This window comes from Antricoccus suffuscus, from assembly GCF_003003235.1.
In the GTDB taxonomy this organism is placed as follows: Bacteria; Actinomycetota; Actinomycetes; order Mycobacteriales; family Antricoccaceae; genus Antricoccus; species Antricoccus suffuscus.
In genome coordinates this window covers 33,929-47,779 of record NZ_PVUE01000016.1, presented here as the reverse complement: position 1 = coordinate 47,779, position 13,851 = coordinate 33,929, and the positions used below count along the sequence as shown (strand labels likewise).

Below are 13,851 nucleotides of genomic sequence, written 5' to 3'. Positions count from 1 at the left end.
TCTCGCAGCGCGGGAAAGCGGTCGCTGCTGCGTATTAATACAAATGCGCCGATATACGAGGAATGTCGCCGACGATGAGTCACGCACCAGTTAACGCTCGGCGCTGTCCATCCGCTGGATCCCGATGACGCGCAGCAACTCGAGCGCCTCGGCGGCGCCCGACCCGGCACCGGCCGAGTACACGATCACCATCTGGTCAGCATCGGGCAGATGCATCGAGTCGCAGTCCAGCGTGATCGGCCCGATCGAGGGGTGCGCGAAGGTCTTGGTAAAGCTGCGCCACGGCGCCGTCGCACCAGACTCCCATAACTCGCTAAAGGCGGGGCTGCGCCGATGGAGCTCGGCAAGCAGCCAAGCAAGTCCGGGATCGCCTGGATAGCGCGCCGCACACGCACGCAGGCTCGCGACCGACTGGCTCATCGCGACCTTGCGCTCTTGCGGGGTAAACACGATCCGATCCGGGTCGCCGAGGAACTGTTGCCAGATGATGTTGCGCTCGCGTACCGGCACCTCGGACCAGTCGCGCACTAACGCAGCTGACAATGAGTTCCAGGCCAGGATGTCGCCCTTGGCGCTCATCACCATGACCGGTAGATCCGACAGTCGCTCCACTAGCCGCTGGATACTCGGGCGCACGACCACGCTGATCCGACCCGGTAACGGCGGCGCGCTACCTGCCAGATGAAAGAACTCGTCCCGCTCGTCATCACTCATTTGCAATGCTCGGGCAAGGGCCGACAGGACCGACGTCGACGGCTGAGGGCCGCGCGCCTGCTCGAGTCGTACGACGTAGTCGACACTCACACCGGCAAGATAGGCGACCTCTTCGCGGCGCAGGCCACTGACCCGACGCCTCCCACCGGCGGCCAACCCGACGTCGGCCGGGGTCAGTCGGCCGCGGGCGCGCCGCAGAACGTGAGCGAGCTCAGTACGGTTCATCTGTCCATTCTCGCTCGCCGCGACCCATTTTCCCTAGGAGCGCGGGTCCTAGGCTTCTGCGGTCCTGGATCGAATTGGCGAACTCGTTGACGCTAGAGCGCATGACTACATCAACAGCGAACAAGACCACCGTCCTCATCACCGGCGCGAACCGCGGACTAGGCCGAGAGACCGCGCGCCGGCTAGGCGCGCTCGGCTGGACCGTCTGGCTGGGCGCCCGGGACGCCGAGCAGGCAGCAGCAGTCGCAGCCGAACTCTCGCGCCACAATGCCGACGTGCGACCGATCCAGCTCGACGTCACCGACGACGCTTCGGTCGAGGCTGCGGCAAAGTCCGTTGCCGCCGAGCACGACCACCTCGACGTACTCGTCAACAACGCCGGCATTCCGGGAGGCTGGATCCAAACCGAAGAGGTGACACCCGCCGACTTCCTCCCCGTGTACGGCGTCAACGTGCTCGGCCCGGTGCGCATGACGCGCGCCTTCCTCCCGCTGTTGCGGGCCTCGTCGCAGCCGCGGATCGTGATGGTGTCCAGCGGGATGGGTTCGTTCGGCATCACGACCGACTCCGACCGGTTCGAGTCGACGCTCAAATCGCTGGTCTACACCTCGTCCAAGGCCGCACTCAACATGATCACCTCGCAGTACGCGAAAGCCCTCGACGGCGTACAAGTCAATGCGGTCGATCCGGGCTACACCGACACCGAGTTCAACGACCATCGTGGCACGCAGACCGTCCGTGAAGGCACCGACGCGATCGTGACACTCGCGACCGCTGATCCAGATGGGCCGACCGGCGGATACTTCGATCGGTCCGGTCCGATCCCTTGGTAATCGCGAGTCGTGGACATCGCCGATAGCCTGGAGAACTGAATCATCGTTCACGGCCGGGATAAGGAAACAATGACCAACCATATTGCGGACAAAGTCATCGTCATCACGGGCGCCGGAAGCGGGTTCGGCAGGCTCGTCGCCGAAATGACCGCGGCAGCCGGCGCCAAGGTCGTCGGCGCCGACATAAACGAAGACGGCCTCAAAGCAATGGCGGAAGCCATTCGAGCCAAAGGTCAGATCGTCGAGTGCGTCGTCACCGACATCACCGACAGGGGGCAGACGGACCGGCTTGCCCAGCACGCCATCGACAAATTCGGCGCGATCGACGTACTCGTCAACAACGCCGGCATCATGCCGCTCGCCTACTTCGCCGACCACAAGGAGGCGTCGCGTGCGTGGTCCAGGGCGATTGACGTCAACATCAAGGGGGTCGTCAACGGGATCAGCGCCGTCTACGACCAGATGATCAAGCAGGGTCGCGGACACGTCGTCAACATCTCGTCGATCTACGGCAACGCCGGCATCGAGGGATCAGGCGTCTACAGCGCGACGAAAGCCGCGGTCACCAGTCTCTCGGACTCGCTGCGGATCGAGGCTAAGGGCAAGATCAAGGTCACGACCGTGAAGCCAACGGGCGTTCCCGGTACCAACTTGGCCAGCGCCGTCGTCAACGAAGCCGCGATACTCGGACTCGTGGGCAACCGCCGGGAGCACTACTTGGCCAGCGGCCAGAAATTCGCGACCGGCGAACTTTCCACGGCAGAGACCGACCCCGACAACGTGCAGTACTGGGCCATCACTCCGACCGAGCTCGCTAAAAACGTTGTCTACGTGATCGACCAGCCGTGGGGTATCAGCATCAGCGACATCACCGTGCGTGCCAGCGGAGACGACTACGTCTACTAGCCGAGTACGACGGAGGCTTCCCCTGCGTAACTCTGGAACGTGATCGACTCCTGGAGGTACAGGCGCACCTCGTCTGCCGAGTGCTCGAGGTAGCCGATCGACACGTCCTGACCGATGATCAGCTCGTGGTCACCACCGCGAGTGCTCAGCAGGTAGGCCCCCTTGAGCGCTGGTGCCCAGATGATCTTGTCTTGCACCATTCGCTCGAGGTGCTCACGGATTGGGTAGCCGTGGTCGCGTGTCTCGGACACCGCGGTGTAAAGATCGGCATCCAGCACTAGCGAGTAGGGGCCTTCGACGCCGGCAAGACGCAGCGCGGTCTGCGCGGTGGCTACCGCGTCCGGCAGGTCGCGCGGATCCTCTGGCAGCGATACTTTTGCGTTGTCTGAGCCCGGGCCAATGCCGGTGATATGTGCCGCCGCGTAACCGTCGAAGATAGCGCGGTCCTCGGCATGCGCAAGCAAAGTCGCGGCGTCCTTGACTGGCTGCCAGTCCGAGTCCTTGGCGCCGCGCAGTACGTCGTCGATGGCTTCGCGGGTGACCGTGAACGGCACCTTGAGCTCGACCAGCGGCGCCACATCTCTGAGGCGGCTGCGGATCCCGTCCTGCGGCGAAGCGATTTCGGTGACGTGCCCGGTGGACACGGACGCGGTCTCGAAGCCGAGCGGGCCGCGTACGTCGACTACCCGCCGTCCGGCGACGTTGCGCTTGAATGTGCGGGTCGCTTCCTCGGCGATCTCGGCCCATGCCTCTTCGGTCACCGGCGCAAGCCAGCGGTGCAAATTGGAGCCCGCGATCGCGATATCGGTCTGGACCAGCTGATCGTCGTTCGGTGTCGTCATTGCGAAACTCCCTTGAGGCTTCCGATAGAAAGGCTGTCGTCAACGGTACGGCGCGCGTCTTCGTCCGTATTAGGCTGTGGGGCTGCTTCGGCCAGCTCGTCGGCAAGACTCTCCAGCATGTCGAGCGATGGCGCGAAGAACTGAGTGCCGGTGACGGCGGTCGACACATCGAGGATCCGGTCGTAGTTGCCGGGCGGGTTGCCTTCGAACATGTTGACCAGCATCTGCTCGGTCACAGCGATATCCGCGGCGTACGCGATGTAGTAGGTGCCGTACTCGCCGGTCCCGGCGTCCCCGAAGGCCATGTTGGCGCGCAGGATGTCGCGTTCGGTCCCGTCAGCGTCCTCGATCGTGTTGAGGGTGACGTGCGAGTTGGTGGGTTGTACGTCGTCCGCGAGCTCGATGTCGTCGACCTTGGTGCGGCCAATGACGCGCTCTTGCTCCGCGGTGTCCAGCGCGTCCCAGGCTTCCAGGTCGTGCACGTATTTCTGCACCACGACATAGCTGCCACCGGCGAAGTCCGGTTCGGCGTCGGCGTCGACGATCGCGGCGGTCGCCGCGCTACGCCCTGTCGGATTTTCGGTGCCATCGACGAAGCCGAGCATGTCTCGGGCTTCGAAATAACGCAGCCCGGTGACGTAATCCTCGACGGTGACGTCCGACCCGAACGCGTCCATAATTTGCCGGGCCAGCTCAAAAGTGAGGTCCGCCCGGTTAGCGCGCATGTGAAAAAGCAGGTCGCCAGGCGTCGACGGCGCGTTGTGCTTGGCGCCGGTGAGCGCCTTGAACGGATGCAAACCCGCGGGCCGTGGAGCACCGTCTGGCCGAATTCGATCCCAGTACGCCGGTCCGACACCGACGACACACGACAACTGCATTTCGGGTGCCCGGAACCCGACGGCCCGCACCAACGAGTTGATGTCGGACGCGACCTCCAGCACCCTCGCATCCACGCCGTCGGCGTCGCGAACGCTGACGACGAGAAACCCAGCCGAGATCGTCAGCGGAGCAAGCACCGGCTGAGGTTCGGGCGCGGGCGGCGTCGGCGCGTCGCCTGGTGGGGTGTTGATAGACACGGATCAAAGTCTGCCATGCGACGACGCGGCGCGCATTTTGCACCCGTCAGCGCTCATTATGTGTGTCCTGGCCGCTAGCTGTCGAAGACCGACCAGCAGATGTCATTGCGCAGCCGTTGATCGTCCAGTACGAGCTCGCGGATCGCCGCAGGAAGCTGATCGCGCTGCCACTGACACTCAACTCGCCCGGCGGCCACGCCGTGGCCGTCCGGAGCGGCCGCACGTGCGGCCTTGATCGCGTAAGCGGCCGCACCGAGATCGTGCTCGGCTACATGGGCGACCGCGCCCGCCTGGCCGGCCGCGTACGCCGCGTGCCGCGCCGCCCCCTGCAGGTCCCTCGCGGCGCCCATTGCGTGACCGCCCGCCGCTCTCGCCTGCATCATTTTCACCTCGCCGCGCACCCAGGCTCGGGCGTGCTCTATTGCCTGACGTGGGCGGGGATCATCGGGTCGAACCGATTCGAAGAGATCGAGCACATGTTCTGCGCACGTGGCCGCCCACAGCGCGAGGAGTTGATGATCTGCATCGGTGAGGGTGCCGCCTCGGCGGATCGTGACGAGGCGGGGGTCACGGACCTTGGGAAGGATCACGACCTGTACCCCGTCATGCAAACTACGACGCGCGGCTCATCCATCGCCACCACAGCCCTCTCACTTGACCTTGGGCCATCAGGCTAGCGAGCGGCAACAGATTCGTTCGCTTGATCGACCACATCACTGCGCCGCACGGCCACGGCCACCCGAGTCGCGCCGTACAGGCCAAGTACCAAGAACGCCGCAGCGACATACAGAGCGTAGCGAGTCGCGTCGCTAAACGACCCCGGCGACGCGCCTGCCAGGTCTGACTGTCCAACGCCGGTCGACAGCACTGCGCCCACTACCGCCGTCCCGAGCGCCGCGCCGACCTGACGCACGGTGCTCTGCGTCGCCGAGCCTTGACCGGACAAGGCAACGGGTACATCGCCAAGCGTCGTACTAGTCAGCTGCGCCGAGGCGAGGCCTAGACCAAGGCCATAAATGACGACGAGGATCGCGATCAGCACCGGACTGGAGGTGGGACCGACGACCAGAGCCGTCGCGAGTACGCCGACGACTTCCAGCGCCAGCCCGATGACCACGACGCCGGCGGCCCCGACGCGCGCGGCCAGATGCCGTGCGGCGGCACCTGAGAAAAACGCCCCAACGCCCATCGCGCCCAACACCAGGCCCGCCCCGAGACCGCCAATACCGAGTGCGTCGATCAGATACAGCGGCAGCACGAAGATCAGCCCGAACTCACCGATCGCGACCATCATCGCTGTGACGTTGCCCCAGGCGAACGTCGAGATCTGGAACAGTCGCAGGTCCAGGATGACCGACCGATCGTTACGGACTCTGCGACGTTCGGCCGCCGCGAAGAAGATCAGGAGGGCGACCCCAACGGCTGCCGCGATCGGGGCGATCGAGATCGGCGCGGAGCCGGGCCAGGTCAGACCGAGAAAGTGCAGGTCGGCGACCGGTGTCCACCAGCCGACCGCGCTGCCTTCGATGAGGCCAAAGACGATCGCGCCGAAGCCAGCCGCGCTGAGCAACAGCCCCCCGACGTCCATACCGCGCCCGGAAGCCTCCGATTTCGACTCGGGGACGGTGAAGTAGGTACCGATGAGTACGGCGATCCCGATCGGCACGTTGACCAGGAAAATCCACGGCCAGGTATACGAATGCGTCAGCCACCCGCCCAGCAGCGGCCCGATCGCCGCCATGCCCGAAATGACCGCGCCCCAGACCGCGAACGCAACGACTCGGTCCTTGCCGCGGAACGTCGCGTTGACCGTGGACAGTGTGGCGGGCAGGACGAACGCGCCACCGATGCCTTGGATGAGTCGCCCCATGATCAGGCTCGTCGCGCCGGTCGCCGCGGCCGCGAGAATGCTGCCAAGCATAAACACGACGATCCCGGCGACAAACAGCTTGCGACGGCCAAGCCGATCACCCAGGCGGCCGGCGCTCAGCAACAACGCCGCAAAGACGACCGAGTAGAGGCTGTTGACCCACTGCGCGTCGCCGAGACTCAGATTAAGTTTGTGGATGATGACCGGCAGCGCGACTCCGACGATGGTGCCGTCGATGACGATCATCGACAGGCCGGCGGCGAGTACGCCGAGCCCGATCCAGGTGCGCCGCGGCGTACCTTGTCCGTCGTTTCGTGTCGACGTCGTGCTGCTCATTTACGTGCTACTCCGTGTTCCTGGTCGATCAGGCGTCAACAGCGACGCGCGCGGACTCATCGCTTGCCTTGTCGCCAAACGCCCGCGAGCGCAGCGACACGAAGAAGCTGGCCAGCCCGACCGTAAGGAGGATATGGCCAAGCCCGGCGATTCCTGGCACCGCGCCCGAGACATCCTTGCCGAGGACATCCATCGTCCCGTGCACGAACATCATCGCGACGGTCACGACCAATCCTGCGTTATAGAACCAGAAGAAGAGGTTAAAAGACTTCGTTCGTGACAAGTCAAACAGCTTGTCCAGCGCGAGCACGATCAAGAACACCAACATGCCGAGCGCAAGCAGATGGGTGTGCATCACCGACAACTGTGTATCCCCGGTGAAGTCCCGCGCCTTCGTGAACTCTCGGTAGTAAAGGCCGGCAACGAGGCCGAGCACCATGTAGGTGAGTGCGGCGTAATAGTTCTTTTTCATGTCATCAATGGTTTCAGGGCAGAACCACCCAACCATCGCCTCGCAGGTTGAATCCCCGATCAACCTTTTGGTTGATTTCCGCTAGCCAGTCCGGCGGCTAAGCCGAAAGATTGCGGCGGCGCCGGCGAGCGACAGAACGCCGGTGACGAGGGCCGCGTGGTTCCAGCCGGCGACCATGCCAGAGACTCGCCCGCTCGGGTCCATCGCGATGATCCCGACGAGGGTGACCCCGATCGACGAGCCGAGGTATCGCGCGGTGTTGTTCGCTCCGCTACCAAGCCCGGCGCGGTCGGCCGGGACGCTGGCCACGGCCTCACGGCCGAGCGCGGCGTTGAGGACCCCGCTGGCGATGCCGGCGATGATCAGGCCAGGGACCAGCCGCCACGGCGAGGATTCTGCCGCCAGTCCGGTCATCGCGAGTAAGCCGACGCCGACGCCGGCGAGCCCAATCGCAAGCTGGTGGCCGCCGCTGATCGACGCCGGGAGATGCCGCGCCAACAACGCCGTGGCCACGCTGATCCCGGACCACACGACCAGCACAAGTGCGGCGTCCAGAGTCGACAGGCGCATCGTGTTGACCAGGAACGTGCAAGAAAACGACATCAACCCGATAACGCCGACGCCCGTGGCCAGCGCGGCCAGGGTAGCGGCACTGAACCGTCGCCCGCGAAAGAGCCGCAGGTCAAGCATGGGATGTTGGCCGCGGCGTTCGACGACGATGAACGCGACTCCAAAGGCCACCGCTGCAATAGCCGAGAGGGCCAGCGCTCGCGCGTTCCCCTGTCGCCCTTCGACGAGCGCGACCAAGATCAGCACCATGGCGGCACTGAGAGTCGCGGCGCCGTACAGGTCGACTTTGCGCGGCGCGTCGGCGCGCGACTCGATCAGCCCTCGATGCGCGATCCACCCCAGCCCGACGCCGAACACGACGATCGCCCAGTAGAACAGCCGCCAGAGGCCCGCGAGGTCGAGGAGCCCGGTGACGACAGGACCGACAGCGATCCCGGCGCCGACGCTCGCTCCCCAGACGCCGCTTGCGGTGGCACGCTGCGCCGGAGTGGTGAAAACGTGCGCGACGAGTCCGAGACTGGATGCGACAAGGGCCGCACCACCGATTCCTTCGACCACTCGGCCGGCGATGAACAGCACCGGTCCCGAGGCGACTGCGCATAGGACCGATCCAGCGGCGAGTATGACGGCGCCTCCGGCAAAGATGCGCCGACGTCCGAGGTCATCGGCCAGTGCCCCTGCGGTCAACAGGAATGCGGCCAGCCCCACGCTCATCGAACTGAGGATCCACGTCTGCGACGCGGGGCCGGCGTGCAACGCGGTCGCGATGGTGGGCATGTTGCCTAACGGGCCGCAATACACGACCAGCGCGATAAACGTCCCCAACGAGGAGATCAACAGCGTGCGGCCCGGGGTCACTGCACGCGCCTCGAACGCGGACGGGATGGAGAGGTTCAGTCTGTTCACAAGACTAAGGTACTCTACATTGAGTCTGTTGAACAGACCAAATGTTGTACGCTGTCTCTATGGCACTTGGCACTGGATATTCGGCACAGAACTGCTCCATCGCACGCGCCCTTGAGATTGTCGGCGAGCGCTGGACCGTGCTCGTGCTGCGCGACTGCTTCTACGGCGTACGTCGGTTCAGCGATCTGCTCGCGCATCTCGATATCTCACGCGCAGTGCTCACTGATCGGTTGTCGAGCCTTGTCGAGGCCGGTCTTCTCGTACGCCACGCCGAGGGCGGCCATCCGGAGTATGTGCTTACCGAAGCCGGGATCGCCTTCTGGCCGAGCATCTTTGCACTCGGACGATGGGGTGACCGGTTCGGTACGGCGAATCCGCCCAGTCGCATCTATACCCACGCGGACTGTCGCGGCGACCTCGACGACCGCGGCGTCTGCCTCTCTTGCGGAGCCTTCCCAGGCCCCGAGGACATCGACGCGAGTCCCGGCCCGGGAGCGGACAACCGGCGTACCGACGCGGTGAGTGCGGCACTTCGGCAACGACACCGACTCCTCACGCCGGTTATGAGCGGATAAACCGTTCCACACGAGCAGCACACGACATTTGTGCCTACGGTGGGACCGACACCAACGCCAGGGAGCCTTACATGTCGCGTATTGCCATCATCGGAGGTCACGGGCAGATCGCTCTGCATCTGTCTCGCATCCTCACCAGCGAGGGCCACGAGGTCACCGCACTGTTTCGCAACCCCGACCACGCTACTGATGTCAAACAGACCGGCGCCAAGCCCGTCGTCGCCGACGTCGAGCATCTCACCACCGACACCATCTGTAGCCATCTAAAGGACCACGACGCCGTTGTGTGGTCCGCGGGAGCAGGCGGCGGAAACGCGGCCCGCACGTATGCCGTGGACCGTGACGCGGCGATTCGATCAATGGACGCGGCAAAACAGGCCGGCGTAGGACGCTACGTCATGGTGTCCTACCACGGCGCACGACTCGATCATGGCGTCGCCGAAGACAACGCCTTCTTCGCTTATGCAGAGGCGAAGGCGGCGGCCGACGACTATCTGAAGAAGACCCGGCTCGACTGGACGATTCTTGGCCCCAGCCGCCTCACGACAGACCCGGCGACTGGCAAGATCACCGTTGGCGACGGCGGCAAGAGCGAGGTCACGCGCGAGGACGTCGCCTTGGTCGCCGCTGCCGCACTCGACCTGCCCGGCACGGTTGGCAAGTTCATCGAGTTTAACAACGGCGACACGCCAATCAGGGAGGCACTCCAGCACCTCGCTGATTGAGCGGAGATTCAAGCGATGTCGCGGCGGCGCATGAGCACCATCGCAATCCCGCCGAAAAGGAGGGCGTAGACCGCGAGAGTGAGCGTTGCCGATCCTCCGCTGAGCACACTAACCACGCCCGGCGCCCCAGACTGGGCGGACGGTGCGCCATTGATCGCGCTGGCGAGTGATCCGCTCGCCGTACCCGGCATCCAGTCGACCGCCTTCTCGAACGGCCCAAGGACACTCGATACGCCGCGCAGCAGGTTTTCCAGGACCAGCGCCCACACCAGCCCGAGCCCGATTCCGAGAGCCGGGCCGCGGGCGATGGTGCCTAGCGCGATCCCGCCGAGCGCCCACATCGCCATGATCAGCAGGCCCGACCCGAAGCCCTGCAAGATGACCGAGAACGCCGGCCACGCCAGCGACTGCGACTGCCCGGCCGCGATGAGGCTCGCAGCGCCGAAGTCGACGACCATCGTCGCAACCACGACCAGGAACACGACTGACAGCACCGCAAGAATCGTGCCGCCGAAGGCCGCCGTACGGCGTGGGCCCTGCAGCATGACCGTCTTCCATGTGCCCCACGAGTATCCACTCCCCGCGACAAGCGCCCCGAGCGTCAGGATGATCGCGCCACCAAACATCGGCATCCCTTGTACTACTACTGCCGGAGCCGAGGCAGGCAAGATGCTACTGATCAGCTCTGCCCGGGAGCCGCCTTCGACGCTGAACGTCTTCGTGCCCGAGACATACGACAGATACGGAAACAAGTAGCCGAAGACGAGGTTGAGGATCAGCCAGACGCCACCCATCATCCAGATCGCCGGCCACTTGCGGATGCGCAGTAGCTCGGCGCGGGTGCTATTTATCAGCGATCGCATCACGCAACCTGCCTTTCTGTTGATATGGAGTCGGCGGCCAGCGTGGTGTCGACCGGCGTACCGGTGAGTTGGAAGAAGATCTCCTCAAGCGACTGTTCGATCGGGCGCACCTCAAACACGCGGATCCCTTCTGCGACAAGGGCTGCGGTCACTTCCGGCGCGCGGCCCGGATCGATGTCAAGCCGCATCGATGCCCCATCGTGCAGGTGTACGCCGTCGTCGCCGGCAAGTCGCATGCCGATGGCGAGCGCGGCATCGAGCGGTTCGGCGCGGACCAGGGTGGCCGCCGTACCACGCAGGTCACGAACGCTGCTCTCCACGAGCAGCTTGCCACCCGCGATCACGCCGACGCGGTCGCACACCTCCTCTACCTCCGCGAGCATGTGGCTGGAGAGCATGACCGTCTGGCCCTGGTCTGCCAGTTCGCGAATGAGCTTGCGCATGTCGGCCATGCCAGCGGGGTCGAGCCCATTGGTCGGCTCGTCGAGGACCAGGAGTTCCGGCGTACCAAGCAATCCGGACGCGACGCCGAGGCGTTGCTTCATGCCGAGCGAGTAGGACTTGAACTTGTCCTTGCCGCGCGCGGTGAGATCGACCCGCTCGAGCACCTCGTCCACCTCACGGTCACTCAGCCCTCGATAGCGGGCCATTGAACGCAGGTTGTCGCGCCCGGAGAGGTACGGATAGAAACCCGGCCCCTCGATCAGAGCCCCTGTGCGAACTACGGCGTCGGAGTCGCCGGCCGGCAGGCCAAGGACCGTCGCCGTACCACTAGTCGCGGTCGCCAGCCCAAGCACGATCCGCAATGTCGTTGTCTTTCCCGCGCCGTTCGGGCCGAGAAACCCATACACTTCGCCGCGTCGTACGGTCAGGCTCACGTCACGCACGGCGGTTCGGTTGCCAAAAGTCTTGGTCAACCGATCGGTGACCACTAGTTCGTTTGTCATGCGGTCGACTATTTCCCGCGGGCTCGTAGTTGCACGTCCGGCGAGCGGCTGAACTCGTCGTACGCAAATCTGCGTACGACGCATACGTCCCGCTTCGGATGCTCACCGCGCTGCGCTGGCTTAGTCTTGTCGATATGCCCAACTTCGCCGCACTCAAGCCCGTCCCGTGGGGATATGTAGCGTTCGCGGCGCTCATGCTGTTTTTCGGAGCGGGCGGCACACGGCCGGCCTCGATCAACCAGGGGCTCGGCACCCCCGGCCCGCTCGCCTACGCGCTCATCGTGATCGCGGCCGCGTCTCTGGTGATCATGCGATGGCGCCCGCTGCTGGCTTTCACGATCACCAGTACGGCCGTTATCACCTACTTCGCCGTTGGCTATGCATTCGGGCCGATTCTGATCTCCGAGGCCGCGGCTGTGTTCATGCTGGCTCGGCGAGTGGAGTTGCGTCGTACGCTCGTCGCAGTGGCGATCTTGTACGTCGCGGCGCTCCTGACCGGCCTCGCACACGGCATGTTTGGGCACGCCACATGGTGGGGTATCGGAGACGCGATTATCTGGATCTGCGCCTGGATCGCCGTACCGACCGCCATCGGGACCGCGATCCGGACCCGCAGCGAGTCACAGGCGGGAGTTCGAGCCGAGCAGGCTCGGCGGGCCGCATCCGAGGAGCGACTGCAGATGGCGCAGGACTTGCACGACACGCTTGGCCACGGACTCGCCGTGATCGCGATGCACTCAGGCGTCGCCTTGCATGTGCTCGACTCTCGACCCGATAAGGCCCGCGAATCTCTCGAGGCGATCCGCGCGACGAGTAAGGAGTCTATCGACGGCCTGCGCGCGCAACTTGATCTGCTGCGCGCCGGCGGCACCGATGACGCCCCATTGCGACCTCGTTCGGGACTCGCCGACGCCGAGGTTCTAGTACGCCGCATCCGTAGCGGCGGCGTAGATGTCGCGGTCGACATCCCCATGCTGCAAGGCATACCCCCGGATGTGGACGAGGCGGCGTACCGCATCCTGCAGGAGTCGCTGACCAACGTGCTGCGCCACGCCGGGCCGGCGCGAGCGAGCGTACGGGTGCGACACGACAACGGCGCACTTTCCTTAGATGTGATCGATACCGGGTCCGGGCCATCGCGTTCGACCGCAGCCACCTCCTCGCGCGGAACCGGGATCCGCGGCATGCGGGCCCGCGCGGAGTCGGTCGGCGGCACTCTCGCGGCGGGTCCGGGGGCCGAGGGCGGGTTCGCCGTACACGCAACACTGCCGTGCGTCCTTGAGGAGGCCTCATGATCCGGGTTGCCATCATCGACGACCAGCCGCTAGTGCGGATGGGTTTGCGCACGCTCATCGAGTCCGAGGCCGGAATCGAGCTTGCCGGTGAGGCGGCGGACGGGCGCGCCGGTCTCGCCGTCGTGCGCACCGAGCGGCCAAACGTCGTGCTCATGGACATCCGGATGCCCGAACTCGATGGGCTGGCGGCGCTGCGCGAGATTAATGCCGACACAGAGTTGACCAATGTGCGCGTCATCATGCTCACCACGTTCGAGATGGACGAGTACGTGTTTGAGGCACTTCGCAATGGCGCCAGCGGTTTCATCCTCAAGGACGCCGAGCCGACCGACCTGCTACGCGCCGTACGAGTCGTCGCCGACGGCGGCTCACTCCTGTCGCCGTCGGTGACGCGCACGGTGATTGAGCAGTTCACCGGTGACAGGCCGGCACGCAATCCGCACCCTGAGCTTCATCGCCTTACCGAGCGCGAGGTTGAGATTGTCCGCTGGGTGGCGACCGGCCAATCGAACGACGAGATCGCTACCTCGCTTTTCCTCAGTCCAGCAACCGTACGCACCCACGTCAGCCGCGCAATGACCAAGCTACATGCGCGTGACCGCGCCCAACTTGTCGTTTTCGCGGTCGAGTCGGGGCTCACTCATTCCGAGCCGTAGGCCAAGCCACCGACCGAGCAAGTAGCAGGCACCGCCCACG

The 13,851-nt window shown here is 64.9% G+C and carries 15 protein-coding genes; 6 read left to right on the top strand and 9 right to left on the bottom strand.

Annotated elements, in window-relative coordinates; all coding sequences use genetic code 11:
* Positions 1 to 90: 90 nt before the first annotated feature.
* Entirely contained in the window at positions 91 to 939 is an 849-nt protein-coding gene (locus tag CLV47_RS16440; protein WP_106350148.1) for a helix-turn-helix transcriptional regulator, read from the bottom strand.
* Positions 940 to 1,040: 101 nt separating this feature from the next.
* Here CLV47_RS16440 and CLV47_RS16435 point away from each other — a divergent pair, with 101 nt between their 5' ends.
* A complete protein-coding gene (locus CLV47_RS16435; protein WP_106350147.1) occupies positions 1,041 to 1,772 on the top strand; it encodes an SDR family NAD(P)-dependent oxidoreductase in 732 nt (243 codons plus the stop codon).
* 69 nt (positions 1,773 to 1,841) lie between these two features.
* Positions 1,842 to 2,678, top strand: coding sequence for an SDR family oxidoreductase (locus CLV47_RS16430; RefSeq protein ID WP_106350146.1), 837 nt, complete (start codon positions 1,842 to 1,844; stop codon positions 2,676 to 2,678).
* Here CLV47_RS16430 and CLV47_RS16425 read toward each other — a convergent pair.
* From CLV47_RS16425 to CLV47_RS16400, 6 genes are all read right to left on the bottom strand, one after another.
* On the bottom strand, positions 2,675 to 3,520 hold the full coding sequence (locus CLV47_RS16425; protein WP_106350145.1) for a family 1 encapsulin nanocompartment shell protein: 846 nt from the start codon (positions 3,518 to 3,520) through the stop codon (positions 2,675 to 2,677). The genes CLV47_RS16430 and CLV47_RS16425 overlap by 4 nt on opposite strands.
* Positions 3,517 to 4,596, bottom strand: coding sequence for a Dyp-type peroxidase (locus tag CLV47_RS16420; RefSeq protein WP_202862644.1), 1,080 nt, complete (start codon positions 4,594 to 4,596; stop codon positions 3,517 to 3,519). The genes CLV47_RS16425 and CLV47_RS16420 overlap by 4 nt, the downstream gene beginning before the upstream one ends.
* A gap of 74 nt (positions 4,597 to 4,670) precedes the next feature.
* Complete coding sequence (locus tag CLV47_RS16415; RefSeq protein ID WP_106350144.1) at positions 4,671 to 5,186, bottom strand: putative immunity protein; 516 nt, start codon at positions 5,184 to 5,186, stop codon at positions 4,671 to 4,673.
* A gap of 83 nt (positions 5,187 to 5,269) precedes the next feature.
* Positions 5,270 to 6,802, bottom strand: a complete 1,533-nt coding sequence (locus CLV47_RS16410; RefSeq protein ID WP_106350143.1) for an MFS transporter — start codon at positions 6,800 to 6,802, stop codon at positions 5,270 to 5,272.
* 28 nt (positions 6,803 to 6,830) lie between these two features.
* On the bottom strand, positions 6,831 to 7,274 hold the full coding sequence (locus tag CLV47_RS16405) for a DUF2871 domain-containing protein (RefSeq protein ID WP_106350142.1): 444 nt from the start codon (positions 7,272 to 7,274) through the stop codon (positions 6,831 to 6,833).
* 81 nt (positions 7,275 to 7,355) lie between these two features.
* Positions 7,356 to 8,750 (bottom strand): MFS transporter, encoded by a 1,395-nt coding sequence (locus tag CLV47_RS16400; RefSeq protein WP_202862643.1) that lies wholly within the window; start codon positions 8,748 to 8,750, stop codon positions 7,356 to 7,358.
* A 59-nt stretch (positions 8,751 to 8,809) separates the two neighbouring features.
* On the opposite strand from CLV47_RS16400, the gene CLV47_RS16395 reads away from it, so the two are divergent.
* Both CLV47_RS16395 and CLV47_RS16390 read left to right on the top strand, forming a co-directional pair.
* Positions 8,810 to 9,325, top strand: coding sequence for a winged helix-turn-helix transcriptional regulator (locus CLV47_RS16395; protein WP_106350141.1), 516 nt, complete (start codon positions 8,810 to 8,812; stop codon positions 9,323 to 9,325).
* Positions 9,326 to 9,396: 71 nt separating this feature from the next.
* A complete protein-coding gene (locus CLV47_RS16390) occupies positions 9,397 to 10,050 on the top strand; it encodes an NAD(P)H-binding protein (protein ID WP_106350140.1) in 654 nt (217 codons plus the stop codon).
* Between the two features lie 8 nt (positions 10,051 to 10,058).
* Here CLV47_RS16390 and CLV47_RS16385 read toward each other — a convergent pair whose 3' ends face one another.
* On the bottom strand, positions 10,059 to 10,913 hold the full coding sequence (locus CLV47_RS16385) for an ABC transporter permease (RefSeq protein ID WP_106350139.1): 855 nt from the start codon (positions 10,911 to 10,913) through the stop codon (positions 10,059 to 10,061).
* On the bottom strand, positions 10,913 to 11,860 hold the full coding sequence (locus CLV47_RS16380) for an ABC transporter ATP-binding protein (RefSeq protein WP_106350138.1): 948 nt from the start codon (positions 11,858 to 11,860) through the stop codon (positions 10,913 to 10,915). Before CLV47_RS16380 ends, CLV47_RS16385 begins: the two co-directional genes overlap by 1 nt.
* Before the next feature lie 134 nt (positions 11,861 to 11,994).
* On the opposite strand from CLV47_RS16380, the gene CLV47_RS16375 reads away from it, so the two are divergent.
* Positions 11,995 to 13,155 (top strand): sensor histidine kinase, encoded by a 1,161-nt coding sequence (locus CLV47_RS16375; RefSeq protein ID WP_170111119.1) that lies wholly within the window; start codon positions 11,995 to 11,997, stop codon positions 13,153 to 13,155.
* A complete protein-coding gene (locus tag CLV47_RS16370; RefSeq protein ID WP_106350136.1) occupies positions 13,152 to 13,811 on the top strand; it encodes a response regulator transcription factor in 660 nt (219 codons plus the stop codon). The genes CLV47_RS16375 and CLV47_RS16370 overlap by 4 nt, the downstream gene beginning before the upstream one ends.
* Positions 13,812 to 13,851 lie beyond the last annotated feature (40 nt).